General features: G+C 70.9%; 20 protein-coding genes, 2 tRNA genes, 2 pseudogenes and 1 riboswitch. Of the genes and pseudogenes, 14 read left to right on the forward strand and 10 right to left on the reverse strand.

Annotated features, from left to right (window positions below; translation table 11 throughout):
* Positions 1 to 195: 195 nt before the first annotated feature.
* Both BIV24_RS15125 and BIV24_RS15135 read left to right on the forward strand, forming a co-directional pair.
* Positions 196 to 1,073: pseudogene (locus BIV24_RS15125) on the forward strand (amino acid permease); the annotation flags it as partial.
* Between the two features lie 133 nt (positions 1,074 to 1,206).
* Positions 1,207 to 1,279, forward strand: a tRNA-Lys gene (locus BIV24_RS15135).
* Between the two features lie 34 nt (positions 1,280 to 1,313).
* Here the strand turns inward: BIV24_RS15135 and BIV24_RS15140 are convergent.
* Positions 1,314 to 2,724: pseudogene (locus tag BIV24_RS15140) on the reverse strand (site-specific integrase).
* A gap of 35 nt (positions 2,725 to 2,759) precedes the next feature.
* On the opposite strand from BIV24_RS15140, the gene BIV24_RS15145 reads away from it, so the two are divergent.
* Genes BIV24_RS15145 through BIV24_RS15155 form a run of 3 tightly spaced genes read left to right on the forward strand, consistent with a single transcriptional unit; the run spans position 2,760 to position 3,903 of the window.
* A complete protein-coding gene (locus BIV24_RS15145) occupies positions 2,760 to 3,143 on the forward strand; it encodes a TIR domain-containing protein (RefSeq protein ID WP_071366803.1) in 384 nt (127 codons plus the stop codon).
* Positions 3,140 to 3,607: a RipA family octameric membrane protein gene (locus BIV24_RS15150; RefSeq protein WP_071366804.1), complete on the forward strand. Its 468-nt coding sequence runs from the start codon at positions 3,140 to 3,142 to the stop codon at positions 3,605 to 3,607. The genes BIV24_RS15145 and BIV24_RS15150 overlap by 4 nt, the downstream gene beginning before the upstream one ends.
* The gene (locus BIV24_RS15155; protein ID WP_071366805.1) at positions 3,604 to 3,903 is read left to right on the forward strand and encodes a DUF7701 domain-containing protein; all 300 of its coding nucleotides are present in this window, start codon (positions 3,604 to 3,606) and stop codon (positions 3,901 to 3,903) included. Before BIV24_RS15150 ends, BIV24_RS15155 begins: the two co-directional genes overlap by 4 nt.
* Positions 3,904 to 4,045: 142 nt before the next feature.
* On the opposite strand, the gene BIV24_RS15160 is transcribed toward BIV24_RS15155, so the two are convergent.
* Positions 4,046 to 5,056: a hypothetical protein gene (locus BIV24_RS15160; RefSeq protein ID WP_143064610.1), complete on the reverse strand. Its 1,011-nt coding sequence runs from the start codon at positions 5,054 to 5,056 to the stop codon at positions 4,046 to 4,048.
* Between the two features lie 218 nt (positions 5,057 to 5,274).
* On the opposite strand from BIV24_RS15160, the gene BIV24_RS36040 reads away from it, so the two are divergent.
* Positions 5,275 to 5,406, forward strand: a complete 132-nt coding sequence (locus BIV24_RS36040) for a hypothetical protein (protein ID WP_281247749.1) — start codon at positions 5,275 to 5,277, stop codon at positions 5,404 to 5,406.
* Between the two features lie 380 nt (positions 5,407 to 5,786).
* Here the strand turns inward: BIV24_RS36040 and BIV24_RS15170 are convergent, their stop codons facing one another.
* Entirely contained in the window at positions 5,787 to 5,987 is a 201-nt protein-coding gene (locus BIV24_RS15170) for a hypothetical protein (RefSeq protein WP_143064611.1), read from the reverse strand.
* A gap of 68 nt (positions 5,988 to 6,055) precedes the next feature.
* Positions 6,056 to 6,742: a GTP cyclohydrolase II gene (locus BIV24_RS15175; protein WP_245766811.1), complete on the reverse strand. Its 687-nt coding sequence runs from the start codon at positions 6,740 to 6,742 to the stop codon at positions 6,056 to 6,058.
* 189 nt (positions 6,743 to 6,931) lie between these two features.
* Between BIV24_RS15175 and BIV24_RS15180 the strand changes: the two genes are divergently transcribed.
* From BIV24_RS15180 to BIV24_RS15195, 4 genes are all read left to right on the forward strand, one after another.
* Positions 6,932 to 8,080 carry a dihydrofolate reductase family protein gene (locus BIV24_RS15180; protein WP_071366809.1) on the forward strand — a complete coding sequence of 383 codons (1,149 nt, stop codon included), beginning with the start codon at positions 6,932 to 6,934 and terminating at the stop codon, positions 8,078 to 8,080.
* 117 nt (positions 8,081 to 8,197) lie between these two features.
* A tRNA-Met gene (locus tag BIV24_RS15185) sits at positions 8,198 to 8,271 on the forward strand.
* Positions 8,272 to 8,742: 471 nt separating this feature from the next.
* Positions 8,743 to 8,900: riboswitch (cyclic di-AMP (ydaO/yuaA leader) on the forward strand.
* 11 nt (positions 8,901 to 8,911) lie between these two features.
* A complete protein-coding gene (locus tag BIV24_RS15190; protein ID WP_071366810.1) occupies positions 8,912 to 9,949 on the forward strand; it encodes a M23 family metallopeptidase in 1,038 nt (345 codons plus the stop codon).
* A 186-nt stretch (positions 9,950 to 10,135) separates the two neighbouring features.
* Positions 10,136 to 11,080, forward strand: coding sequence for an aldo/keto reductase (locus tag BIV24_RS15195; protein ID WP_071366811.1), 945 nt, complete (start codon positions 10,136 to 10,138; stop codon positions 11,078 to 11,080).
* A gap of 66 nt (positions 11,081 to 11,146) precedes the next feature.
* On the opposite strand, the gene BIV24_RS15200 is transcribed toward BIV24_RS15195, so the two are convergent.
* The 4 genes from BIV24_RS15200 to BIV24_RS15215 form a co-directional block, all read right to left on the reverse strand.
* Complete coding sequence (locus BIV24_RS15200; protein WP_071366812.1) at positions 11,147 to 12,556, reverse strand: PrsW family intramembrane metalloprotease; 1,410 nt, start codon at positions 12,554 to 12,556, stop codon at positions 11,147 to 11,149.
* A gap of 63 nt (positions 12,557 to 12,619) precedes the next feature.
* Complete coding sequence (gene trmB, locus BIV24_RS15205) at positions 12,620 to 13,477, reverse strand: tRNA (guanosine(46)-N7)-methyltransferase TrmB (RefSeq protein WP_071366813.1); 858 nt, start codon at positions 13,475 to 13,477, stop codon at positions 12,620 to 12,622.
* 60 nt (positions 13,478 to 13,537) lie between these two features.
* The gene (gene lhgO, locus BIV24_RS15210) at positions 13,538 to 14,755 is read right to left on the reverse strand and encodes an L-2-hydroxyglutarate oxidase (RefSeq protein WP_071366814.1); all 1,218 of its coding nucleotides are present in this window, start codon (positions 14,753 to 14,755) and stop codon (positions 13,538 to 13,540) included.
* A 63-nt stretch (positions 14,756 to 14,818) separates the two neighbouring features.
* The gene (locus BIV24_RS15215) at positions 14,819 to 16,243 is read right to left on the reverse strand and encodes an NsdA family TPR-like regulatory protein (RefSeq protein ID WP_071366815.1); all 1,425 of its coding nucleotides are present in this window, start codon (positions 16,241 to 16,243) and stop codon (positions 14,819 to 14,821) included.
* A 671-nt stretch (positions 16,244 to 16,914) separates the two neighbouring features.
* Here BIV24_RS15215 and BIV24_RS15220 point away from each other — a divergent pair.
* Positions 16,915 to 18,999 carry an asparagine synthase-related protein gene (locus BIV24_RS15220; protein ID WP_071366816.1) on the forward strand — a complete coding sequence of 695 codons (2,085 nt, stop codon included), beginning with the start codon at positions 16,915 to 16,917 and terminating at the stop codon, positions 18,997 to 18,999.
* Positions 19,000 to 19,256: 257 nt separating this feature from the next.
* Here the strand turns inward: BIV24_RS15220 and BIV24_RS15225 are convergent, their stop codons facing one another.
* A complete protein-coding gene (locus tag BIV24_RS15225) occupies positions 19,257 to 20,018 on the reverse strand; it encodes a TetR/AcrR family transcriptional regulator (protein ID WP_071366817.1) in 762 nt (253 codons plus the stop codon).
* A 406-nt stretch (positions 20,019 to 20,424) separates the two neighbouring features.
* On the opposite strand from BIV24_RS15225, the gene BIV24_RS15230 reads away from it, so the two are divergent.
* Both BIV24_RS15230 and BIV24_RS15235 read left to right on the forward strand, forming a co-directional pair.
* The gene (locus BIV24_RS15230; protein WP_071366837.1) at positions 20,425 to 21,798 is read left to right on the forward strand and encodes an NAD(P)/FAD-dependent oxidoreductase; all 1,374 of its coding nucleotides are present in this window, start codon (positions 20,425 to 20,427) and stop codon (positions 21,796 to 21,798) included.
* Positions 21,799 to 22,003: 205 nt separating this feature from the next.
* Positions 22,004 to 23,656 carry an ATP-binding SpoIIE family protein phosphatase gene (locus BIV24_RS15235; RefSeq protein ID WP_071366818.1) on the forward strand — a complete coding sequence of 551 codons (1,653 nt, stop codon included), beginning with the start codon at positions 22,004 to 22,006 and terminating at the stop codon, positions 23,654 to 23,656.
* A gap of 63 nt (positions 23,657 to 23,719) precedes the next feature.
* On the opposite strand, the gene BIV24_RS15240 is transcribed toward BIV24_RS15235, so the two are convergent.
* Positions 23,720 to 25,006: an MFS transporter gene (locus BIV24_RS15240; protein WP_071366819.1), complete on the reverse strand. Its 1,287-nt coding sequence runs from the start codon at positions 25,004 to 25,006 to the stop codon at positions 23,720 to 23,722.
* Positions 25,007 to 25,172: 166 nt separating this feature from the next.
* Here BIV24_RS15240 and BIV24_RS15245 point away from each other — a divergent pair, with 166 nt between their 5' ends.
* The gene (locus tag BIV24_RS15245) at positions 25,173 to 25,721 is read left to right on the forward strand and encodes a MarR family winged helix-turn-helix transcriptional regulator (protein ID WP_071366820.1); all 549 of its coding nucleotides are present in this window, start codon (positions 25,173 to 25,175) and stop codon (positions 25,719 to 25,721) included.
* Positions 25,722 to 26,089 lie beyond the last annotated feature (368 nt).

The raw sequence follows: 26,089 nt of genomic DNA on the forward strand, positions 1-26,089 counted from the left end.
CTTCCGCGTTCGCCGCCGAGGTCGGCCGCGGACTGGGCCTGGTCTGCGGTCGCGAAACGGAGCGTCGCCGCACCTGAACCAAAGGGACTGGGTGGATGCGACCCGTGACCGTCCTGTCGTAGGGGGGCAGTCGGGAGCGCGACGAGGTGTGAACGACCGAGTACACACACCCGGCCGTTCACGGCCGAGAAGGTGACGGGCTGGTTCAACGTGCTGGGCCAGGTGGCGGTGACGGCGGGCGTCGACTTCGGCGCCGCGTCCTTCCCGGGCGCCTGCCTCAACCTCCAGTTGGAGACGCACGACGCGTCCACGGCGGGCCCGAAGGGCATCGTCCGCTCCATCTGGACGTCCTGGACCGCGGGGTTCGTCCTCCTTCTCGGCTTCACCTTCGCGTTCCAGTCCTACGACAAGGAGCTCGCGTCCCCGACCGGCGCGCCGCCCGCGCAGATCCTGCTGGATGCCCTCGGCGCGACCGCCGGCAAGCTGCTGCTGCTCGTGGTGATCGGGGCGCAGCTGTTCTGCGGGATGGCGTCGGTGACGGCCAACAGCCGCATGATCTACGCCTTTTCCCGCGATGGCGCGTTGCCCTTCTCCCATGTGTGGCACCCGGTCAGCCCGCGCACGCGCACGCCCGGGGCGGCGGTCTGGCTGGCGGCACTGGGCGCCCTGGCCCTGGGCCTGCCGTACCTGATCAACAGCACGGCGTACGCGGCCGTGACGTCGATCGCGGTGATCGGCCTCTACATTGCCTACGTCATTTTGACTCTGCTGCGGGTACGCCGGGGCGGGCCTTCGAGCGCGGGCCCTGGCACCTGGGCCGCTGGTCGCAGCCGGCCGGGATCGTGTCGGTGACGTGGGTAGGGGTGATCACGGTCCTCTTCATGCTTCCGCAGGTCTCCCCCGTCACCTGGCAGTCCTTCGACTACGCCCCGGTCGCCGTCCTGGTCGTCCTCGGCTTCGCCGCGACCTGGTGGCTGGCCTCGGCCCGCCACTGGTTCCTCGACCCCGACCACGGACGTACCCTCAGCCGAGAGACCGCCCGCGCAGGGGCCCCCGACCCGTCCGATCCGTAACATTCCAGCCGTGCGCACGGCTCCTGTCCGCCCTCGTACGGCCCACCCGCACGGCGCACTTCCGGCCCGGCTCTCCGATACCCGATCGGAGTCCCGGCCTCCTCCGGCTATGCTCGGGGAGGCAACATCGCCTGGGCCCTTAGCTCAATTGGCAGAGCAGTGGACTTTTAATCCATTGGTTGTGGGTTCGAGTCCCACAGGGCCTACGGACAGCAGGCGGGCTATACGCCCTCTGACCTGCTACGCAGCGCTCGGGTCGGCTTCGGTCGGCTCGGGCGCTGCTTCGTTTTCGGGCCCGTGCGTGAGCGATGCGTGAGCGGATGTACCCGTGACCTGCGGATCGGCGGCGGCCAGGGCGGACGATCCGGTGGCTGCCGGACGCGACTGTGGGATCAGTTTCGCTGCCTTCTCGGCGATTTCACGGTCCAGCTCAGGGAGAAGGCTCGTGTACGTGTCCGAGGTCAGCGTGATGGTGGAGTGCCGGAGCGTTTCCTTCACCGTGTGGATGTCACCGCCGCCTCCGTGCGTGAGCGTCGCGGCCACATGGCGCAGGTCCCGCAAGGTGATGGGCGGCAGGTCGTTCGTGGCGAGGACGCGGCGGAAAGTCTCCGAGACCGTCTCGGGGTGGAGCCAGGAGCCGTCTTCCTTGGCTGTCGAGCGCGATCGTGTTCGCGCTGCCGTCCGTCTTCGGTTCGGACTCGTAGGGGTCCCAGCCGTCCACCACGATCTCCTTGGCGGGCGTGATGAGGCCGGCGCCGAGGTCGATCTCGTGCCAGTCCTGGCCGACGGCTTCACCTCGACGGAGGCCGCGGGTACCCATGAGGTGGAAGATCGCGTAGAGGCGGTCGCCCTCGGCTGCGTCGAGGAAGGCGCCGAACTGCTGGGGTGTCCACACCATCACCGGGCCGGGGATCTCGCCCGTCTCGCGCCAGCGTCGGACACGTTCCTCGGTCCACAGGAGGGGCTTCGGGCGTTTGCCGGATTCCAACTCGACATGGGACGCCGGGTTGAAGGTGATGAGCTGCTGGGCGATGGCGGAGTTCAGCGCCGCGCGCAGAGTGCTCGCCTGACGGGTGGCCGGGCCGGTGATCTTGCGAAACGGCTTCATCTCGGTGAGCTTGGCCCGTTCGACGGCGAGCAGCTTCCGCTCAGCTCCGACGGGGCGGCCGGGCTTGCTCGGCTTGCAGCGGGCGATCTGCTCACGGCGGGCTTTGTTCTCGGCCGAGATCACCTCGTTCTCGTCGGCGATCGCGTCGAACATCTCTACGAGGTGGCCCACGTTGAGGCGGTCGAGGCGTACGTGGCCGATGCGTGGCTTCAGGTGGACGCGGATGTGGGAGTCGTAGCCGTTGAGGGTGGTCTTGCGACGCTTCTTCGCAGCGAACCACCCGTCGAGCCACTCACCGACGGTGAGGCTGCCACGGAGAGCCAGGCCGGCCCTCAGGCGACGTCGTGTCTCCTCGATGGCCAGTAGCGGGGCCTTCTCGGTCGAGACCTCCTCCAGCATGTCGACGAGGCGCTGGAGGCTGTCGGGGTCGTCCTTGTCCGCCGCCTTGGCACGCTGGCGCTCGGCTTCTTCCCTCTCGGCGCGGCTGGTGGCCGTCTTGGCCCTGAGGCAGCGGGGATGACTGTCAGTGCCTCCCTCTACGATGCGTCAGCGAGCATCCATTGGGAGGGCGGAGCGGCATGCCGAAGCGCGTGTTCGTCAGTTTCGACTACGACTACGACAAGACTCTGAAGGACTTCTTGGTTGGGCAGGCCAAGAACCCCGACTCGCCCTTCGAGATCCACGACTGGTCGATCAAGGAGGCGTCCCCCGATTGGAGAGCCAAGGCCCGTGTCAGGATCCGGGCGTCGGACATTGTCATCGTCATCTGCGGTGAACACACGGACAACGCTGTCGGGGTGGGAATAGAGCTCAAGATCGCCCAGGAAGAGGAGACCGACTACTTCCTGCTCAACGGGTACAGCGGCAAGACCGGCAGGAAGCCGACCACGGCGAAGGCCACAGACAAGGTCTACGAATGGACCTGGAAGAACCTCAAGCTCCTCGTCGGAGGGGCCCGGTGACCACGCCTTCCGAGCCGAACCAGCGGCCGGAGTTACTCGACATCTACAAGCTCGCCGTGGAGATGGCCGACCGTGTCTCCGCACGCCGAGGAACCGCCAACTCCTTCTTCCTGTCAGTGCAGACCGCACTCGTGACCTTGGTCGGCTTCGGCATCCCGAAGCTTTCCGAATCTCCTTGGTGGGTGTCGTCGGCCGTGGCCCTGGCTGGCATTACTCTGTCTGCCGCCTGGTGGATGCAACTTCGAAGCTACCGGGACCTCAACACCGCGAAGTTCAAGGTCATCAACGAACTTGAGGAACGTCTCCCCGTCAAGATCTTCGCTGACGAATGGGAGGCCCTGAAGACAGATCCGATTCCCGACTGGCGCAAGCGTTACGCAGAGCTAGGCACGTCCGAGCGCATCGTCCCCCTGGTGTTCGCCGTTGCGCACCTGATTCTGTTTGTGGGCACACTGACCGTGTGACCTACCTTGATCCCCTCGCCAACCTGATCCGAGCCTGCCTCCCCCCTGCTGCTGAGCCTCCTGCGGACTCTGACGACCTCTTCCGCATCTATGCCGTGCTACTGCTGGCCAAGGGGGAGCAGGTCACCGACGAAGACGTCCACAATGCCTGGTCCGCCTGGATGCAGTCGGTAGACAGCACTCATGAGGCACTGCTTCCCTTCCGCGATCTTGATCCGGAGACGTGTGCCTTCGATACCCCGTACACAGAGGCCATCCGCGCAGCAGCTCGTCGGCCGCGCTGCGATACGGATTGAGGGGCATGAGCTGACCGCGGCGGGAGGCCCGGGGCGGGCTCGGCGACCTGCCGTCGCTGGATGGCCGTGGTGTCATCCTCTAACCGGCCGGGCGGCGTGAACGTGCAGTTCAGCGGCCCTGCACGCGTGAGCGGCGGATGCGTTAGGAGCCGTCAGGCGTTGTACTGGCGGTGTTCTCTGCGGTGCGCTTGAGGACGGGCAGTATCTGGCGCCTGTGAACCTTGCGGACCCTGCCTTGCAGCGTCAGGGCCCAAACAGCGGTGGGGTCGGCTCGTGTGAAGGTTGGCTGCCAGGATGAGGAGAAGTGGATGAGCCCTTGGAGGCCGATCCATTTGGTCGGGGTGTCAGGGTCGCGCAGAGCCGGGTATTCAGGAAAGGGCGGAGCCGTCACGGGCAAGTCCCCGCTGTCCCGGAGTTCCTTTGCGCGATTCTCGAAGCTCTTGGGAACGGCCTCCCGGAAGCGTTCGTACCCTGCCTCGTCCGACAACACGAGGACCAGCAACCGCTCGGGCGGCAGTAGCCGGACGACCTCTGTGAGTTCCCACAGCGTTCCGGGCCCGGTCCCGGCGACGAGGATGACGAGGCGGGCTCGCTTGACGAGGTCGCTGACGACGGGCTTCCAGTTGTTCAAGGGCAGATAGAACCGGTGGGCACCAGGCAGCGGCAGACGCTCACCTGGTTGCCCAACGGCAACAATACGACCGAACCTGCGCCGGAAGGTCCAGACCAGAACCTCTTCGCGCGTGCGACTGACGGGGGTCTCAAGCCTGCGGCGAAGGCTGCGTGTCGACGCCGACTTCACTCCGTAGAGGAACTTGTCATCCTCGAAGGGGCGGAGGAACAGCGTGAACGCCCTATCCGGAAGTTCCACTGGATCCTTGATTACGCGTGCCGTATGCCGTCTCCCGTACCGTGACAGACGCGCGCCCATGAACACGGCCATGAGCCCTGCTGCGATCATCAAGATCCCGATCAGCCAGGTGTGCGGCGTCGACGTGCCGTAGACGGAAGGCGCCCGTAAGTGGCCGGCTCCACCCAACGAGGCCAGCATCCCAGCTAACCGCAGGAAGCAGCCCATGCCACGGGCGCCGCATCCCACCGCAGGCACGCGTCGCTGCTCGTGGACAAAAGAGTCCTGTGGCTCTTGCTCCATGACTGCCAACACGTTAGCCGTCAAGGCAAGTTGGTGGAGTTCGTATCGGCAGATCGAGCAGCCCAAGTTCGTCGGGAGCCTGCGGGAGGCAGGCTGGGGCCGAGCCGCGCTCAGTTGAGGGTGATGCCGAACAGGTCGTGAAGGGCGTCGGTGCCGGGCGGGGGTACCCGGAGGGCGAGGCCGGCGCCGATGGGTTCGAGCCAGCCCGTGTTCGTCGCGTGCGCGCGTCTCGGCGCTGCTGCCCCAGCGCCCGAAGCCTCTCGAAGCTCAAGACGGCCTCCGCGCAGGAGCTGGCCGAGGCGGCGCTGACGATGACGTCGGTGGAGTGGCAGAAGGTCTACCTGCCGTAAAGCCTGGCCGCAGCCGAGCATCCATCGGAGCAGGTTAACGGCATGTCCTGCGTGAGCGATGCGTGAGCGGACGGTTCAGCAAGAGGTGTCATGGAGCGGACCGCACATCACAGGCCGCGCGGCCTGACCGGGTGGTTCCGAACCTCGAAGGACCGTCCGGAACCACCCGGCAAGCCTTGGCCAGGACTTTTAATCCATTGGTTGTGGGTTCGAGTCCCACAGGGCCTACGGTTCGCAGGCGGGCTATACGCCCTCTGACCTGCGACGCGGCGTCCGGGTCGGCTTCGGTCGGCCCGGACGCCGCGTCGTTCGGCCCCTGCGCGAGTGGGTGTGCGCCAGTGGCGCACGGTCCCTCGCCCGGGTGGGCGGCGCGCAGGGCGCTACTCGCTCCTCAGCGCCGCCGCGGTCCTCGCCTTCGCCGCCCACCCCGCGGGCAGCAGCGCTCCCGCCGTGGTGATCACCAGGCCGCCCAGCACCAGACCGGTCAGTACCGGCAGCGAGTACACCGCCATGTCCGTCGCCGGGATCGCGGTGCCCGCCGTGTGGCCCATCACCGGCACCACCCACGTGTGCAGGGCCACACCGACCGGCACGCCGGCCGCTGCGGCAACCGGCCCCCGCCGCGGATGCGCGCAGGCCGAGCCGCGGGTCAGCGCGCCGGCAGCTCGGTGAGCGGCAGGGTGTGCCGGGTATGGACCGCCTTCGCGCGGAGATAGCGAACGTTGTGGGCCGTGGTGAAGACGCCTGTGGGGACGCGCTCGGTGACCGTGAGGCCCAGGGCGCGGAGCTGGGAGGCCTTGTCGGGGTTGTTGGAGAGCAGGTCCAGGGTGTCGATGCCGAGGACGCGGAGCATCTGGGCGGCGGCCGTGTAGTCGCGGGCGTCCTCCGGCAGACCGAGCGCGGCGTTCGCCTCGTACGTGTCCAGGCCCTGGTCCTGGAGGGCGTAGGCGTCGAGCTTGTTGTAGAGGCCGATGCCGCGGCCCTCCTGGCGGAGGTAGAGCAGGACGCCGCCCCGGTCGGCGATGCGTTCCACCGCCTCGCGCAGCTGGGGACCGCAGTCGCAGCGGGCCGAGCCGAGGACGTCGCCGGTCAGGCACTCGGAGTGCAGCCGCACCAGCGGCGCGCGGTCGGCGGCGGGCTCGCCGAGGACCACCGCCACGTGCTCCAGGCCGTCGGTGAGGCCGTGGAAGGTGACCAGGTCGGACGTGACCGTGTAGCCGTCGCCGAAGCGGAGCGGGACCGTCACCCGGGTGCGGACCGTGGCGGTGGGGAGGCCGGTCGTGTCACTGCCGTCGGCGGCGGCACCGGATGCCGCGGCGTCGTGGGGGTCGCACATGTCGGTCGTCCTTCACCGGGCCGGCGGGTAGCGGTTGCGGAGGATGCGCCCCATGCTCCGGAGCTTCGGAAGATTTGTAGCGCGCCTCGGTCGGAGACTGTAATCAACCGCCTGAGCCCGCCCGGATCCCGGCCTGCAGACCCTGATCACCGCAGTCCCCCCGGAGCCCGACCACTGGAGCGCGCCCCCATGGCCCATCCCTACGTCCTGTTGTCCGCCGCCGTCTCCCTCGACGGTTTCCTGGACGACGCCGGCCCCGAGCGGCTCCTGCTGTCCGGGCCGGAGGACTTCGACCGGGTCGACGAGGTACGGGCGGGCAGCGACGCGATCCTCGTCGGCGCGGGCACGCTGCGCACCGACAACCCGCGCCTGCTGGTCGGCTCCGCCGAGCGGCGCGCGGCCCGGACCGCCGCCGGGCTGCCGGAGTATCCGCTGAAGGCCACGGTCAGCGCGTCCGGAGACCTGGACCCCGGTGCCCGCTTCTGGCACACGGGCGGCGCGAAGATCGTCTATACGACGGACAGGGGCGCGCAGCGGCTGCACGGGCTGCTGCCGGCGGACGTGGAGGTAGCCGCGCTGGGCCCCGAGGTGGAGTGGCGGGCCGTGCTCGCGCACCTCGGGGACGCCAAGGGCGTACGGCGGCTGATGGTCGAGGGCGGCGGGCGCGTGCACACGCAGCTGCTCCAGCAGGGCCTCGCGGACGAGCTGCAACTCGTGGTGGCGCCGCTGTTCGTGGGGGACACGGACGCGCCGCGGATGTTCGGGCCCGGCGCGTACCCGCCGGGACGGATGCGGCTGGTGGAGACGCGGCCGGTCGGGGATGTCGTGCTGATGCGGTACGTCCCCACGGCGCCCGGCACCGGGAGGCAGGCCTGTGCCGCGGACCGGCGGTGGATGGAGACGGCCTGCGAGCTGGCGGTGCAGTGTCCGCCCTCCCGCACGGCGTTCAGCGTCGGGGCGGTGATCGTCGCGGCCGACGGGACGGAGCTGGCACGGGCGCACTCGCGGGAGGGCGGCGATCCCGTGGTCCACGCGGAGGAGGCGGCGCTGGCGAAGCTCGACCCGGCGGACCCCCGGTTGGCCACCGCCACGGTGTACAGCAGCCTGGAGCCGTGCGCCCGCCGCGCCTCCCGGCCCGCGCCCTGCGCCCGGCTGATCCTCGACGCCGGGGTGCGGCGGGTGGTCACGGCGTGGCGCGAGCCGGACACGTTCGTGACGGCGGCCGACGGGAGCGGGGTGCTGGCCGCGGAGGGGGCGGACGTGGTGGTCCTGCCGGAGTACGAGCAGCGGGCGAAGGCCCCGAATACCCATCTGCTGCCCCCGCCCGGCCACTCCTGACGGCCCCGGCACGGCGCTGCCGGGACCCCGTGGGCGGCCGGGAAGCGCTGGTGGAGGGTGGTGGGGTGAAACCCGTGCACAGAGTGTCCCGCGCATGGCGTACACTGGAATCACCGACGCGGGGTGGAGCAGCTCGGTAGCTCGCTGGGCTCATAACCCAGAGGTCGCAGGTTCAAATCCTGTCCCCGCTACTGATGGCCGAGGGCCGGAGTCCGAAAGGATTCCGGCCCTCGGTGCATTCCCCTGGCCCCGGTGCACGACCACCGGTTCTCCCGTCGTACGTGCGCCGGACCGCAGCGGCCGCAGCCCGCCTTCCTTGATCCCGCCACCTCGCCGGCCGTCCGCACCCTTCCCGGGCCGGGCGCCCTGTCGGCCGCCGCCACGGACGGCGTGACCCTGCCCGGCGCCCACCGCGCCCGGCATCTTTCATCGTTGTCACGTGGCGTGAGCGAACGACGCCACTCCGCATAACAATTGACGTACCGTCAAACACGGTGAGGTGGCTGAGGTGTGGTCAACTCGCCCACTTTCCACCGTTCATGAGGTGAAAGTCCTGGCCAAGGGCGTCGACGATCTGTCCGAGCGACTTGGAATACAGCCCTCGCGTCTATTAACGTTCGATAACGCAGCGCGGTCGTCCCAGCCGTCACAAGAGGCGGCTCCGCGTGCGTATGCCGAATCCCGTGAGGGAACCGGGGAACCACCATCTTGGGGTGAATCGAGCGGATGCCGCCGTGGAGGCACGGCCGGTATACGCGCGTAGGAGACCTTCCTGCTCCGAACCCGTCAGCTAACCCGGTAGGCGAGACGGAAGGAAAGGAGTGCGCCCACGTGGCGTCCAACCGGCCTGCCCAGAGTTCCTCGTTCGCTCCCCGTACCGACGAAGGTCCGTGGGAGGAGTGGAGCCCCACGGAGGAATCCGTCCGTCCCGTCCGCGGCAGGCACCGCGTCGGCAAGCAGCGCGGGGGCGGCCTCGCGCGCAGCTCCACCGTTCTGGGTGTCGGCGTGATAGCCGCCGTCGGCGCGGGCGGCATGGCCAGCGCGCAGAGCGGCAAGCCGCCGGTTTCCATCTCCCTGCCGGACCTGTCCTCGGTCACGCACTCCGCCAAGGCCTTTATCGGCGAGGACAGCGAAACCCCCAAGGGCTCCGCCACCGTCCTCAGCGACGCCGGCCTGACCACCACCGACGCCACCTCGGGTGCCACGGACGCGGGCGAGGCGCTGCGCGCCCGGATCATGCAGCAGGCCGAGTCCCAGCAGGACCAGGTCGACCAGGAGGCCGCCCGGACCGCGGAGGCGGCCGCAGCGCAGAAGGCCGCCGAGGTTGCGGCCCAGGCGCAGGAAGAAGCGAAGGCCAAGGTCGCCGCCGAGAAGAAGAAGGCGGAGGAGGCCAAGAAGAGAGCCGAGGAGAAGGCCAAGGAGGAGGCCAGGAAGAAGGCCGAGGAGGCGCGGCTTGCCGCACTGGCCAAGCAGTACTCCCTGCCGACTTCCTCGTACACCCTGACCTCGCACTTCGGCGTCCCCGGCACCATGTGGGCCTCGGGCCACCACACCGGCCTCGACTTCGCCGCGCCCACGGGCACGCTCCTCAAGGCGATCCACACCGGCACCATCACCGAGGCGGGCTGGGCCGGCGCGTACGGCTACCGCACGGTCCTCACTCTCGACGACGGCACCGAGCTGTGGTACTGCCACCAGTCCTCGATCGGCGTCAGCGCCGGCCAGAAGGTCAACACGGGTGACGTCATCGGGCGTGTGGGTGCGACCGGCAACGTGACCGGGCCGCATCTGCACCTGGAGGTCCACACGAGCGGCGGCGACACGGTCGACCCGCTGGCGTGGCTGCAGAACAAGGGCATCAACCCCTGAGAGCAGGGGCCCCGAGACCCTGACACGTAACGCACCTCCGATCCCCGGCGGTCCTGACGGCGACCCCCCGACGTCAGGGCTGCCGGTCAGGTGTTCCCGGACCGGAAACGCGTGAGTCCGCTTGTTTACGGGAACTTTGCGGCCACCCCGGAAGGCACAGCTCCGGTTCGGGTGTTGACCTTGGGTATGACTTCTCTTCGCAAGCTCGGTTCTTCGGACCTCGAGGTCTTCCCGCTCTCCCTCGGCGGCAATGTCTTCGGCTGGACCGCCGACGAGGCGCAGTCCTTCGCCGTGCTCGACGCGTACGCGGCGGCGGGCGGCAACTTCGTCGACACGGCCGACGTGTACTCGGCATGGGCTCCCGGCAACAAGGGCGGCGAGTCCGAGACCATCATCGGCAACTGGGTGAAGGCGCGCGGCAACCGCTCCGACGTCGTCATCGCCACCAAGGTCGGCCAGCACCCCGACCACCAGGGGCTCACCGCCGACACCATCAAGGCCGCGGCCGACGCGTCCCTGCGCCGCCTGGGCAGCGACTACATCGACCTTTACTACACGCACTTCGACCGGCCGGAAATTCCGGTCGAGGAGATCATCGGCGCGCTCGACGACCTGGTGAAGGCGGGCAAGGTGCGCGCCATCGGCGCCTCCAACATCTCCGCAGAGCGCCTTCAGGAGTCCCTGGAGTTCTCCGACCGAGAGGGCCTGGCGCGGTACGCGGCGCTGCAGCCGCACTACAACCTGGTCTCCCGTGACACGTACGAGGGGGAGCTGCGAGACGTCGCCTCCCGCGCCGGCCTGGCGGCCGTCCCGTACTACGCCCTCGCGTCCGGGTTCCTGACCGGAAAGTACCGGCCGGGCGCCACGGTGGACTCGGCGCGGGCGGAGGGCGCGGGCAAGCACCTGGAGACGGAGCGCGGACGGCGTGTCCTGGCGGCCCTCGACGAGGTCGCGCAGGCGCGGGGCGCGCAGCTCGCGACGGTGGCCCTGGCATGGCTGGCGGCCCGGCCGACGGTCGTGGCACCGATCGCCTCCGCCCGCACGGTGGAGCAGCTGCCGGCACTGCTGGCGGTGCGGGACCTGGCGCTGACGGACGAGGAGTTGAAGCTCCTCACGGAGGCGTCCGCGTAGCGGGATCGCCCTTCGCCACGACGGTGATCGGCCGTGGCGGCCGAATCCGGCGGCGCCGAACCGGCCTCAGCCCTGTGCGCGATACGGGTTGTACCCGGGATACGGCGCCGTCGGCCCGTGCGTCGACGGCCCGTACCCCGCCTGCCCGTGCCCCGCCTGCCCGTGCCCCGCCTGCCCGTATGCCGTCGGTCCATACGGCGGCGCCCCGTACACCGGTATGTGCCCGTATCCCGGCCACACCGGCGGTGCCATCCTCGGGAGAGCCGTCCGTGCCGCGTACGCCAGCGCGGGCCGTGCCACCTCTCGCCGTGCCCACAGCCCGGAGAGCAGCTCCCGTTCCCGTACGACGAAATCGGCCCCCGCGCGACCCCGGCGCCCCTGGCGGCGCAGGAACGCCAGCGACGTCGCGTACGCCTCGTACTCCGCGACCGAGCGCGCCGCCGCCTTCCCGAAGTGGTGACCCGCGTACTCCCGGGCCAGCCGACGCGCCCGCAGGGAGCCGAGGACGAACGGCTCCGCCTGCCCCAGCCATCCCGCGGCCACATACGGCGGCAGCTCCTCCCGCACGGTCCGCAGCTCCCGCTGCCGTGTCCAGATGACCAGCCAGGTCAGCAGCCCGAACGCGGGCACCATGAACGACGCGTACACCCCGAAGAACCCGTACTTGCCGAACGTCGACGACCCGTTCCACAGGGCGTGCATGCCCATCGCCAGCAGCAGTCCGACCAGCGGAACCAGAACCCGGCGCGCGTGCCGGCGCTCCCCCGAGAGCGCGGCGACGCCGAAACCGATGCCGGTGAGCACGGTGAACAGCGGATGCGCGAAGGGCGACATCACCACGCGGACGAAGAACGTTGCGGCCGTCACGGACGCCAGCCCGTGCCCCCCGCTCAGCTGGTCCGTACCGAAGGCCGTGCCCAGGTAGAGGATGTTCTCGGTGAAGGCGAAGCCGGTCGCGGTGACCCCGGCTATCACCACCCCGTCGACGATCCCGGTGAAGTCCCTTCTGCGGAAGAGGAAGACCAGCAGCACGGCCGCGGCCTTCGCCGACTCCTCGACGACGGGCGCTATGACGGTCGCGCCGAGCGTGTCGGCACCGCTCGGATCGGCGGTCGCGGTCGCTATCCATCGGGTCGCGAAACTGTTCGCGACGATGGCTATGAGCGCGGCCGCGCACGCGCCCCACGCGAAGGCGAAGAGCAGATTGCGCCAGGGGCCCGGCTCGACCCGGTCCAGCCACCGGAACGCGGCGACGAGCAGCGGCACGGGCAGGACCGCGAGGCCCAGCCCGACCAGGAACCCCTCGGTGCCGGTCTGCTGCCGAACGAGGGCGAGGATGACGAGCCCGGAGAGCGCGAGGAGCGTGATCAGCGCCCCGTACCGCACCCACCGCCGCTGCCACCAGTGCGCGTGGCCGGGCGTGTTCCCGCCGGCGTCGCCTTCGGGGTGCGTCGGATACGGGGGACAGATGGCCACGGCATCGACCCTAACGAGACAGGGGCGCCGCCCGCGATGGTGCCCGGTGGGTACGTGGGGCGCTCAGTCGCCGGCGGAAGGCCCGCCCCGGTGCGGTACGCGGCGGAACAGCAGGTCGTTCACGACATGACCCTTGTCCAGTCCCTGGCCTTCGAAACGGGTCAGCGGCCGGAACTCGGGCCGTGGCGCGTAACCGCCGTCCGGCTGGGTGTTCTCGAAGTCCGGGTGCGCGGTGAGCACCTCGAGCATCTGCTCGGCGTACGGCTCCCAGTCCGTCGCGCAGTGCACCAGCGCGCCCGGCCTGAGGCGGCTCGCGGCCAGCGCGAGGAACTCGGGCTGGATGAGCCGCCGCTTGTGGTGGCGCTTCTTGGGCCAGGGGTCGGGGAAGTAGACGCGCAGTCCGTCGAGACTGTCCGGTGCGAGCATCTCCCGCAGCAGGATGATCGCGTCTCCGTTTCCGACGCGGATGTTGGCCAGTCGGTTCCGGTCCGCGAGGGTCAGCAGATTGCCCTGGCCCGGGGTGTGCACGTCGACCGCGAGGATGTTGGTGTCCGGGGCGTCGGCGGCCATCCGCGCGGTGGCCTCGCCCATGCCGAACCCGATCTCCAGGACGACGGGGTTGGTGTTCCCGAACAGCTCGGAAAGATCCACGATCCGCTGCCCGTCGATGTCCAGCCCCCAGGTGGGCCACAGCCGCTGCAGGGCGTCCGCCTGCCCGGCCGTCACCCGGCTGCGCCGCGGCTGAAAACTCCGGATCCGCCGTTCGAAGTGCGACCCGGCGGGATCGGCCTTCGGCCCGTCGGGGAACCGCGGCTCCCCCTTGGCCCGGGCGCCGCGGACGGACGCGGCGGGGGTACGCGGGGGCCGACCGGCGAGGGCGGCCTCGGGGTCTTCGGTGGCGAAGTCAAGGGAGTCAGACACAGTGGCATCAATTTTACGGGGCCGCCGCCCGCGGCCGGTCCGCCGCGGGGCCGGAGGGCCTCAGTTCCGGTCCAGCACCGCCAGCGCCCTCCGCGCCACCTCCCGGCCGATCGGCAGCGAAGCCGTGGCGGCGGGCGACGGCGCGTTCAGCACGTGCACCGCACGCGGTCCCTCGCGGATCAGGAAGTCGTCCACCAGCGTCCCGTCCCGCAGCACGGCCTGCGCCCGCACCCCCGCGGGGGCCCGCACGAGGTCCTGCGGCCCGACCGCCGGCAACAGCCTGCGCACCGCCTCCGTGAACGCCCCCTTGGACACCGACCGCCGCAGCTCCCCGGCTCCGTACCGCCAGTGCCGCCGCGCTATGCGCCACGAACCCGGCCATGCCACCGTCGCGCCCAGCTCCCGAGGCCGGAGGACTCCCCAGGCGTACCCCTCGCGCGCCAGCGCCGGCACCGCGTTCGGGCCGATGTGCACCTCCCCGTCGATCCCCCGCGTCAGATGCACCCCGAGGAACGGGAACGCCGGATCCGGCACCGGATACACCAGCCCCCGCACCAGACCGGGCCGCGCCAGGGAGTAGTACTCGCCGCGGAACGGCACGATCCGCATGCCCGGGTCGTCCCCGGTCAGCCGGGCCACCTCGTCGCAGTGCAACCCGGCGCAGTTCACCAGCACACGGGCGCGCAGGACCGCTTCGTCGCCGGTCAGCACGGCGACCCCGAGCGTGGGGCGCCGGTCGATCCGCACCACCTCGGTCCCGTACCGGATCTCCGCCCCCGAGGCCTCGGCGAGCTGCCGGGCGACCGCCACGAAATCGCAGATCCCCGTGGTCCCGACCTGTATGGCCGCGAGTCCACGGACCTCCGGCTCGTACTCCGTGATCTGGGCCGGGCCCAGTTCCCGCACCGGAATGCCGTTCTCCCGGCCGCGCTGCACGAGTGCGTGCAGCCGGGGGAGCTCCTCCCGGTCCGTCGCGACGATCAGCTTGCCGGTGACGGCGTGGGGGATGTCGTACTCCGCGCAGAACTTGACCATCTCGGCGGCGCCGCGCACCGCGTAACGCGCCTTGAGCGAACCGGGGCGGTAGTAGATCCCGCTGTGGATGACCCCGCTGTTGCGCCCCGTCTGGTGGCGGGCCGGGCCGGGCTCCTTCTCCAGGACCGTCACCCGCCTGCCCGGCGCGGCACGCGAGATCGCATACGCCGTCGACAGGCCGACGATTCCGCCGCCGACCACCAGCACGTCGCAGTCGTACGCGATCCTGGGCACCTGCTCCACCTCCCGGTTTCGATAGTGCACTGTGCCACTGACAATGCCGTCAAACCCGGGAGGCGCCGACGCTCAGGCCGGAGCCATCAGCAGCGGCCGTGCGCGTTCCCGCAACTCCGCCACGCGCGGTTCGTCGCCGTACGGCTCCAGCCGGTGCAGAAGATCCCGTACGTACTCGGTGGTCCGCGCCGACGATATGCGTCCGGCGACCTCCACGGCCCGCACGCCCTGCTCGCACGCCGCGTCCAGATTGCCCGACTCCAGTTCGGCGACCGCGGACACCACCAGGCGCAGCCCGTGGGAGCGTACGAACTCCTCCGTGGGGCGGGACAGGGCCTGCTCGGTGAAGCGGCGGACCTGGCGCGGGGCCTTGAGGTCGCGGTAGCACTCGGCGGCGTCGGCCGCGAAGCGGTCGTAGGAGTAGAAACCGAGCCAGGACGGGTCGTTGTCGCCGTCACGGGACCGCTCCAGCCAGCCTTCGGCGTCCTTCAGGGCCGCGCCGGCCGCCTGGGCGTCACCCGCGCGGGCGTGCGCGCGGGCCTCGACGAGCCGGAAGAAGCTCATGGTGCGCGCGGTGGCCAGGCCACGGTTGCGCTCCAGGGCGGCCTGCGCGAGGTCGACGCCCTCGTCGCCGAAGCCGCGGTAGGTCGCCTGGAGCGACATGGTGGCCAGGACATAGCCCCCCAGGGGCACGTCGGCGGCGGCGCGCGCGAGGCGCAGCGCCTGGATGTAGTAGCGCTGGGCGGCCTCCTGCTGTCCCGTGTCGAAGGCCATCCAGCCGGCCAGGCGCGTCAGTTCGGCACTCGCGCCGAACAGCGCCCGGCCCACCTCGTCCGAGTAGGAGCCGAGCAGCAGCGGCGCCGCCTCCACCCGTAAGCACTCGGGGACCATCGACGAACGCCAGTCGCCGCCCCCGTACTTGGAGTCCCATCGCCTGGCGTCCTGCGCGGCCTCGCGGAGCTTCTGGACATCGCTGTGGCCGACTTTCAGCGGTGCTCCGGACCCGTCTGCGGGGCCGGGTTCGCGCGCCACCGAACTGTCGGCCGGGGTGATCAGCCAGCGGGAGGCAGGGGTCGCATAGGCGCTCACCGCGAACGATCCGGCCAGCGACTGCCAGATACCGCCGCTGCCGGCCCGGCGCCCGGCGAGGTCGAGACGGTACAGCTCGGTCGCCGACTTCACCGCCTGTGCCACGTCCCGGGGGAAGGCGAGGCCCACTTCCGGTGCGGGATCCGCGTCCGCCAGACCGATCTCGTGGAGCGGTACGGGACGGCCGAGCTTCTGCCCGATGGCCGCGGCGATGAGGTGCGGGGCGGCGCCCTGCGGCACCATGCCCTTCGACACCCAGCGCGCCACCGAGGTCTTGTCGTAGCGAAGAGTCAACCCCCGCTGAGCGCCAAGGTCGTTGACGCGACGGGCGAGTCCTGCGTTGCTGATTCCCGCGAGGGCGAGAACGGCGCCGAGCTTTTCGTTCGGCCCGCGTTGCTCCCTGGACATGCGTCACCCCTCGACACAGACGGCTGCCGCGGCGATGGCATGACCGCGCGGCATTCGTAAACCCAGCGTAGTTCGCCGGATCCCTTGCGTTAAGGGGCGTAAATCCGGATGGCGGGATTGCGGCCCGTATCTCTGTACGGAGTGTCGTCACGTGCTCCCGCTGTGTGGCCGTGCGCCTGTCCGTGCGCTCTTCTCCGGCCATACGGGGCGCGGTTCCCTGGGGGGTGCGTGGGTCGGCCCGCTGTACTGGATCCAGTGGGCTGGGGGACACCGCCGCCTCCATCCCCGCGGGCGGCGGACCGGTCCGGGAGGCGAACTCCGCCTCCCGGACCGTGCGTTGCGCAGGGCCTGTACGGAGCGTGTCCAAGTCCGCTCCTCCCCAGCCGATTTGGCCGAAAGCTGACGGTGGATTTCGGAACCGATCAAGGCTCCGACCACGCCTCTTGAGGGCGTGAAGAGGGTTCTGGGGGAGCGCATCGAGGGCGCATTCGCATCGCCGCATCCCCCGACCGCTGCGCCCGGCAGGGAGTTCACCGGCTCACGGGCATCCTCGCAGGGGCGCGTTGCAGGGCGCGCAAGCAGTGGCGCACGGCCTCCGGGGCGCATTCTTCGTGGCAGCATGGGGGCCGTTCATACGGTGCACTGGTTGTCCACAGCCTGTGGAGGCGTCGATGCGGTGGTTGGTGGGATGGAGCAGCACCGCCGCGGGGGCCGCCGAGCCCGGCGCCGGCGGGGCCACCGGATACGACGGCGAGACCGTGCACCCGGTGGGCTCCCAACTGCTGTGGGGCGACCCCGATCCGCTGTGGGCGGTCGGCGACTGGCGTCCCGACGAGGTACGCGTCGTCAAAGCCGACGCACAGACCCAGATCGCGGTCCTCGGCATGTGCGGGGCGTCCGACGAGGAACTGCGCGTCGGTCTGTTCGCGGCCCGGGGAGGGGCACTTCGCCATCTGACGGCCTGGCCCGGCAGCTACACCGCCGTCGTCCGGGTGGGGCGCAGGATCACGGTGTGCGGCGATCTGGCGGGTGCGCGGCCAGTGTTCTACACCCCCTGGGCGGGCGGCACGGCCTATGCGACGGCCGCGCTTCCGCTCGCCGACCTGATCGAGGCCAACCTGGACTTCGGGTATCTGGCAGCCCTCCTCGCTGCCCCCGATGTACCGGCCGCGGTGCACGACTCGACCCCGTACGACGGCGTCCACCGCATTCCGCCGGGGCACGCGCTCATCCTGCGCACGGGAGCACGTGAGATCGCCGGGTACGAACCGGTGGCCTCCCTCGCGGTCGCGGCACCGCCGGCGGATCCCGCCGCCGCGGTGGACGCGGTGCGCGACGCTCTCGTCGGCGCCGTCCGCGCGCGTCTGTCGGCGCCGCGGCACGTACCGGGCGTGGACATCGACCCGGGGCCGGTCCCCGGGATGGGGCCGGCGGAACGGCGTGCCGCGCGCGGGATGCCGGTCCCGGGGATCGGAGCCGACCTCTCCGGAGGGCCGGCCTCGGGCACGCTCGCGCTGCTCGCGGCCGGGCTTCCCGGAACGCCCGGAACGATCCTGGGCCACGGCACCGGAGCCGGCGAACGCCTGCTGGCCGTCACCTTCAACGACCTCGCCGTGGGAGGGCGCGAGGCCGAGGTGGAACGGGCCGGCGCACTGGCAGCCAACCCCCGTCTGCACCACGTGGTGGTGGCCGGCGGCGAGGAGGTGCTCCCGTATGCCGACCTGGAGGTCCCGCTGACGGACGAGCCGGGCTCGTCCCTGGTGACGGCGGCCAGACACCGCGCGCGCCTGGCGTCGGGCAGCGCGGACCACTTCACGGGCCATGGCGCGCGCCAGGTCCTGGACGCGCACCCCGCCCGCCTCGCCGACCTCCTGATGGACCGCAAGCGACGCCATCTCGTGCGCCCTGTGGCCGCGTTGACGAAGGCCGACGGCTCGGTGCTGGTCCCCGCGCGCGTGTACGGCGCGGCACGGAAACTGGCCCGCACGCCGTACCGGGCCGGGGTCGACGGACTCGCCGACCGGCTGATGCGGCAGAGGTTCGAGGAGCCCGGGGGTGCCGTCGGGGCGTCGCTCGCCGCGCTCACCTGGGCCAGACCGGGGCCGGCGGCGCGCTGGCTGACCGGTGAGGCCCTCGCTGAAGTATCAGTTCGTCTCCAAGGGGCCGTAGGCCGGGCGGGGGTCGGTCCCGGGCAGCGCCCGGGCGACTTCCGTGCGCGGGCGGCCCTCGCCCGGCACGCCGCGGACCTCCGGATCCTTGAACAGGCGTCCGAGATCCGCTCCCAGCGGCTGCACGCGCCCTTCCTGGACAACCAGGTCGTCCGCGCCTGCCGGGCGCTTCCCGAGGCGCTGCGGGTGCAGCCGGGGGCGCGGGCCGCGATCCTGCGCACGGTCCTGGAGGGGGCGGGCGTCGGCGGTCTGCCCCCGGGCTGGGGCACCCCCTCGCACGGCTCCTCGGCCGCCGTGGCCCGTGCGGGCCTGCGGACGGCCGCGGACTCACTGATCGCCCTGTTCGGCACACCGCTGCTGGCGGAGGCGGGCCTGGTCGAGGCCCGGGTGGTCCGCAAGGCGGTCCGGGCCGTCGCGGAGGGCGCACCGCTCCCGCTGGACGGCCTCGCGGACCTGGTCTCCGTCGAACTGTGGCTGCGCCGTCTGCTGGCCCGCCGGGGCACCTGCTGGGCCGGAACACCCGCACGAGCGCGCGCGGTACCGGCGGGGATCTCCGCGCGGGGCCGGGCGCTGGGCGCCGGGGCATAACGCTTCGCCGGGGGGCGGCCGGAGACGGTCCGGCGCCACTTCCGACAGCCCCGCCCTTGCCGCCCTCAGTGACCGCGGCGCCACGGCCCGCCCCGAGACCCTCCGCCGGCGGCGATCCGCACCCGCACGGAGGCCGCCCTGCGCCTCCGCCGCGCCATGGACGCCGCACCCCAGCTGACGGAACCGGCCCGGGCACCCTCCGCGTCCGATGGACCCGCCGCCGCGGAGGGTCCCCGGGTCTCGGATACCCGCCCGCCTTACGCCGGGCGTGACCGCAGGCCCTCCAGGAGGATGTCGAGCAGCCGGGCCGAGGCGGCTGCCTGCTGCGCGGCGTCCGGCAGCAAGGGCGCGGTCGTCGCGATCACCAGCAGTACGTCCGCCACGGTCACGTCCGCCCGCAGTTCACCCGCCGCGCGTGCCCGCTCCACCAGCTGCCCGACGACCTCCAGCAGCGTCGCAGCGCCCGCGTCGTCAGGCTCCGGTCGCTGCTCGACCAGCCGCAGTTCGGCACCGGGCTGGGACCGCTGCTGCGGCACTCGTGCCTCGTGTGCCGGCGTCGCGTGGGGCTCCTCGGATCCCTCCTCGACGACCCCCACCCGCAGCACCTGCGGCGGCAGCAGCCGTCCCGCGCCCGATGCCACCGACATCCGCAGGAAGCGGGAGAGCGCCGACCACGGCTCGTCCTCCTGGCCGAGCGCGGCCCGGGCCTGTTCGGTCAGCCGGGAGGTCTCCTCCTCGGCTATCCGCCGCACCAGGACGTCCTTGCTCGGGAAGCGCCGGTACACGGTGCCGACGCCGACCCTCGCGCGCCGCGCCACGTCCTCCATCGGCGCTCCGTACCCCAGCTCGCCGAAGACCTCTCGTGCCGCGCGCAGTACGTGTTCCAGATTGCGCTGTGCGTCCACGCGCAGCGGCGTCGTCCGCGGGCCGTCCCCGCGTCCGTCCTCCGCTGCCGCGCCCATCGCGCCGGCCGATGCCACGGCGGACGCGGATGACCACTGAGAGTCCTGAATGTGCATAAGCGATCCCCCGGTAATGACGTCTCCCCCCGGAGACACTTCCCGTCATCGGAAGCCGGAGCGTGTGGAAAGCGTCGTTGCGCGACCGGGCCCGCCCGTCGCGGACCAGCCGAACGCATCCCCCTGCACCCCGTCGACACACGAACATAGTTGAGCCGGAGTCAATTCAGAAGGGGCAGGTTCCGCACGGAGCGCCCCCCGATCGGAGTACGAGCTGTCCACCTCCTGATCACGCCCCCTGCCGCCACCCCGTGCACACCCGCTGACCTGCACTCCTTCCCTGTCCCCCGGTACAGCGGCCCACCCCAGCCGCCACCTTCGCCCAGTCACACAATTTGCCGAGCCTGTGGACAAACTTGAGCGACGGGTGCGTCATGGGATGGTGACGGCTGCGATCCATCGGGCGATGGCCCCCGAACCCCGCAAGTGCGTACGCGTCTTGATCGTCGGCGGCGGCTACGTGGGGCTGTACACGGCCCTGCGCCTGCAGCGGAAGTTGAAGGCGGAACTCAGGAAGGGCGAGGCCGAGATCGTGGTGGTCTCGCCCGATCCGTACATGACGTACCAACCGTTCCTGCCCGAGGCGGCGGCCGGCGCCATCTCGCCGCGCCATGTGATCGTCCCCCTGCGCCGGGTCCTGGAAGGCTGCCAGGTCCTCGTCGGCGAGGTCGCCTCCATCGACCACGCCAAGCGCACCGCCACCGTCTCCACGCTCGCCACCGAGGAGACCGGAAGCAGGGAACGACTCTCCTACGACGAACTCGTCCTGGCGCCCGGCTCCATCTCGCGCACCCTCCCGATCCCCGGTCTCGCCGAGCACGGCATCGGTTTCAAGACCGTCGAGGAGGCCATCGGCCTGCGCAACCACGTCATCGAGCAGATGGACATCGCCTCCTCCACCCGTGACCCCGCGATCCGCGAAGCGGCCCTCACCTTCGTCTTCGTGGGCGGTGGCTTCGCCGGCGTGGAGGCGCTCGGCGAACTGGAGGACATGGCCCGCTACGCCGCGCGCTACTACCACAACGTCACACCCGAGGACATGAAGTGGATCCTCGTGGAGGCCTCCGACCGCATCCTGCCCGAGGTCGGCGAGGAGATGGGCAGGTACACCGTCACCGAGCTGCGCCGTCGCAACATCGACGTGCGCCTTCACACCCGCCTCGAGTCGTGCGCCGACCGGATCGCCGTCCTGTCCGACGGCGCACGCTTCCGGACGCGTACGGTCGTGTGGACCGCCGGGGTGAAACCGCACCCGGTCCTCGCGGCCACCGACCTGCCGCTGAACGGGCGTGGACGCCTGCGGTGCACCCCCCAGTTGAGCGTGGACGGCGTCACGCACGCGTGGGCCGCGGGAGACGCGGCCGCCGTCCCCGACGTCACCGCCGAGGAGTCCGGCAAGGAGACCGCCCCCAACGCCCAGCACGCCGTCCGCCAGGCCAGGGTCCTCGGCGACAACATCGTGCACGCGCTGCGCGACGAACCCCTGGAGACGTACGCGCACAAGTACGTCGGTTCGGTCGCGTCCCTGGGGTTGCACAAGGGCGTCGCGCACGTCTACGGACGCAAGGTGAAGGGCTACCCTGCCTGGTTCATGCACCGCGTGTACCACCTCAGCCGGGTACCGACCTTCAACCGCAAGGCCCGTGTGTTGGCCGAATGGACCCTGGCGGGACTGTTCAAGAGGGAGGTCGTCTCTCTCGGATCGCTCGAACATCCCCGTGCGGAGTTCGAACTCGCGGCCGGTGGAAAGCCTTCAGGAGACCCGAAGGGGTCGTCCTGACCGAATGCAGGAACTCCGCCGGATGCACAGGCGTCTGACGGATGTCGGTCCGGTCGGCCAGACTGGTCCACGACCCTGGGCGGGCCGACCCCCGCCCCGGTGCATCCACAAGGCTTTCCCACTGCGGCACACCCCGGGGGCAGGCCCCGGACCCCCGACCGGCCCCGGAGCCGGCCGGAGACGACAACGACGAGGCAAGGAATCGGTGAACTTCACGCGCTGGAGCGCCCGGCTCCCCGGAACGCAGCGCCGCGCCGCAGCGCGGACCGAACAGGCGGTCACCGCGGACCGGCGGGGGGAAGGCTCCGTACCCGCGGCCCGTGGCGAACGGCTCACCGACGACACGCCGAGCGTGCCCGCCGTCGACGAACTCCCGGTACGCGAGGTCCTCGACCGCGTCCCCGCCCTCGTCGCCCTGGTGCACGGCCCCGAGCACCGCATCGCGTACGTGAACGACGCCTATGTGGTGGCCTTCGGTGCCCGCCCGGTCGGCGAACCCGCGCGCGAGGCACTGCCCGAGCTGGACGAACTCGGCCTCCTCCCCCTCCTCGACCAGGTGCTGCGCAGTTCCAGGCCGCGCACGGTCAAGTCCCGCAAGGCGCCCGGCGGCCGTTCGTACACGTTCACGTGCACACCGGTGGACATGCCCGACGACACGGCCGGGGGTGTGCTCGTCTTCGCCGCCGACGTCACCGACCACGCCGAGGCCGCTGAACGGCTGCGCGCCAGCGAGCGCGAACAGCGCGAGACCGCGGTGACCCTCCAGCGATCCCTGCTGCCCCAGGAGCTGGAGCAGCCCGACGACCTGCGTATCGCCGCCACCTACCAGCCCGGAGGCACGGAGGCCGCGGTCGGCGGCGACTGGTACGACGTGATCACCCTCGGTGGGGGCCGCACGGCCCTGGTCATCGGCGACGTGATGGGCAGGGGCGTACGGGCGGCCGCGGTGATGGGCCAGCTCCGCACGGCCGTCCGTGCCTACGCCCGCCTCGACCTTCCCCCGCACGAGGTCCTCCAGCTCCTCGACGGCCTCGCCACGGAGATCGATGCCAACCAGATCGCGACCTGCGTGTACGCCGTCCACGACCCGAACGAGGGCCGGCTGGTGTACGCGTCCGCGGGCCACCTCCCGATCCTGGTGTGCGACGAGAACGGCAACGTCCTGCGCGCCGATGAACCCACCGGACCGCCGCTCGGCACCGGCGGCTGGGTGCACACGTCGGGCTCGGTGCCGCTGGGGCCCGGCTCCACCGCGGTCCTCTACACGGACGGCCTGGTCGAGCGCCGGGACGCCGACCTGGACGAGGGCATCGCCGCCCTGGAGAGCGCGCTTGCCGGTGCCACGGGCACGCCGCAGGTGATGTGCGACCGCCTGCTCCGCTCCGCGGGCGTCACCGCGGGGCACGACGACGACGTGGCGGTCCTGGTCCTCCAGCATCCGGCACGCCCAGGCCCGGACGGCGACCTCTTCCGCAACGCGGCCCTGGAACTGCTCGGCGGGGTGGAGGCGGCTCCCCGCGCGCGTGCGTTCGCCTCCGGCGTCCTGACGAGCTGGCGGTTCCCGACGGATCTGCACGATCTGGGGGTGCTGGCGACGAGCGAGCTGGTCGCGAACTCGTTGCAGCACGGGACACCACCGATGAGGCTGCGCCTGCGGCGCACGGACCGGCGCCTGATCATCGAGGTGACGGACGGGGACGACCACCTGCCCCGCCGCCGCCATGCGGAGCCGGCGGACGAGGCGGGGCGGGGGATCGCGATCGTGGCGACCATCGCCTCCAACTGGGGGTCGCGGCGGACACCGGGAGGCGGCAAGGCGGTGTGGTGCGAGTTCACGCTGCCGCGGTCAGCCGGCTGACGGGGCATGAGGTTTCCGGGGGCTGTGCCCCCGGAAGTCCGATCGCCCCGAAGAGCCTCGTCGTCACACGCCGGACGGGCTGATCTCCGCCGGGTCCGGCAGACCGGCCGTCCCCTGCGTCACCACCCGGCTCTTGGCCGACGACGGATGGTCCTGCGCCGGCGTGAGGTGCCGCCCGAGCCTGAGTGCCAGGACCGTGATGCCCAGCGAGCACAGCAGGAACGTCACGACATACGGGCCGGGCAGGGACGCGGCCAGGGGACCGCCGATGGCCGGGCCCACCGCGAGGGCGAGCTGCTTCACCAGGGCGAAGGCCGAGTTGTACTGGCCCGCCATCCCCGCCGGCGCCAGATCCGCGACCAGCGGAGCGACCGTCGGCGACAGCATCGCCTCGCCGAGACCGAAGAGCCCGTACGTCGAGATGAATGCCGCGGTCGCCATGGTCCGGCTGCCGTGCCCCAGCCCCGCGTACGCCGCGGCCGCCCAGGCGACGGCCCAGATGAGCCCCACGGCAGCGATCACCCGGGACCGCTTCTTCCGCTCCACGAACCGAAGCACCGCGAACTGCGCGACGACGATCACTGCCGTGTTGGCCGCCAGCGCCGTACCCAGCGTGGACGTCGAGATCCCGGCCGCTTCGACGCCGTAGGCGCTCAGCCCCGACTCGAACTGCCCGTAGCAGGCGAAGAACAGCACGAAGCCCAGCACACACAACTGCACCATCGCCCGGTTGCCCAGCAACTGCTTCCAGCCGGTCCCGCCGCCCTGGGGCGCGGCGTCCCCGATCTTCGGAGCGCGCGGCGTCTGCACGGTCGACATGACCACGACGAGCAGCAGGAACATCGCCGCCTCGATCGCGAACAGCAGCGTGAAGGATGCGGGGCGTGAGGTGTCGACGAGATGGCCGCCGATCAGCCCGCCGACACCGAGGCCCAGGTTCTGCAGGAAGAACTGCATGGCGAACGCCCGCGACCGCGTCTCGGCCGTCGAGCAGTCCACGATCATCGTGGCCAGCGCCGGCTGCATCACGGCCTGCCCGGCGCCGAGCAGCGCCGCAGACAGCAGCGCGGTCTGCGCGCTGCTCGCGAGCCCCAGGCTCAGCGCGCCGACGGCTGCGGTGACCAGCGAGGCGAGCAGCACCGGAAGCGGGCCGCGCCGGACGATGGTCCGCCCGGCGAACGGCAGCACGACCAGCGCGGCCACGGCGAAGACGGCGAGTACGAGACCCGCTGTCACGGCACCGAGATCCCGCACCTGCGCCACATAGACGTACAGATACGGGACGGTGAAGCCGAGGCCGAACGCGCTGAGTGCGTTGCCCACATGAATCCGGCGCATCGCTGCGCCCATTGCCCTGGTCACGTTCACCTGCCTTAGGAAGAGGGGCCGCCGGGGCCGGGCGTGACGTCCTACCCCTGAAGCGGTTAACCCTGAAGACTTCGAAGCTAAAGTTAGATCCTAAACAGTACACCTTGAAGGACTTCAACGCCAAGCGAGCGCATGCCATACTGCGGCCATGGGCGACACATACGGCGTCAGCGAGCCGACCCTCGAAGAACAGATCGCCGCCTACCAGCGCGAGTTCCGGGACCTGGACCCCCAGGTCGAGAAGATCGTTTCGGCTCTGTCCCGTCTCAACCGCCGTATGAACGTCGCCTACGGCCGCCAGACCGCCGCGCTCGGCATCAGCAACGCCGAGTGGGAGGTGCTCAAGGCGCTGGTCCTGTCGGGCGCCCCCTACCGCATGGGGCCGGGCGAGCTGGCCAAGCGGCTCGGTCTGACGCCGGCCGCGATGACCCATCGCATCGACCGCATGGTGAGTGAAGGACTGGTCACCCGGGAGCGCGACGAGGCCAACCGTGTCCGTGTGATCGTCGAGCTGACCGCCGAGGGCCGCGAGAAGTGGCTGGAGGCCATGCGTCTGGCCACGGTGTTCGAGGAGGACCTCCTCCAGGACCTTGCCCCGCAGGAGCGCGTCGTCCTGGGTGAGGCACTGACGCGCTTGCTGCGCCGAGTGGAGCATGCCCAGCCGGACGCGGGTGGCCGGCTCAGCGACCTCGACTGACGCCCTCGGCGGTTTGCCGGCACGTCACCCTGGGAAGGCTTGACAGTCCACCCGCCGATCCGTAAAGTTCTCCGGGTTGTCACGGAGCCGTACTGGTTCTGCGGCAGCAGATCTGCCGCAGTAGCGGCAACCAAGCCACTCAGCATGATCACCCAACCGGGCTGAATTCGGCATGCTCGAATTCAATTCGATTCGGTTTTCGGCGACCCCAGATCCACTCGATTGGGAATCGCGGAAGAGATCCGCTAAGGTTTGGGACGTCGGAACGGCCCAACAGCCGGGAAGACAAGCCCCGCTGACCGGGAATCAGGCCCGAAAGGATCTGATAGAGTCAGAACCGCCGGAAAGGGAAACGCGAGAGCGGGAAC

Source organism: Streptomyces colonosanans, from assembly GCF_001866645.1.
Classification (GTDB): Bacteria; Actinomycetota; Actinomycetes; order Streptomycetales; family Streptomycetaceae; genus Streptomyces; species Streptomyces colonosanans.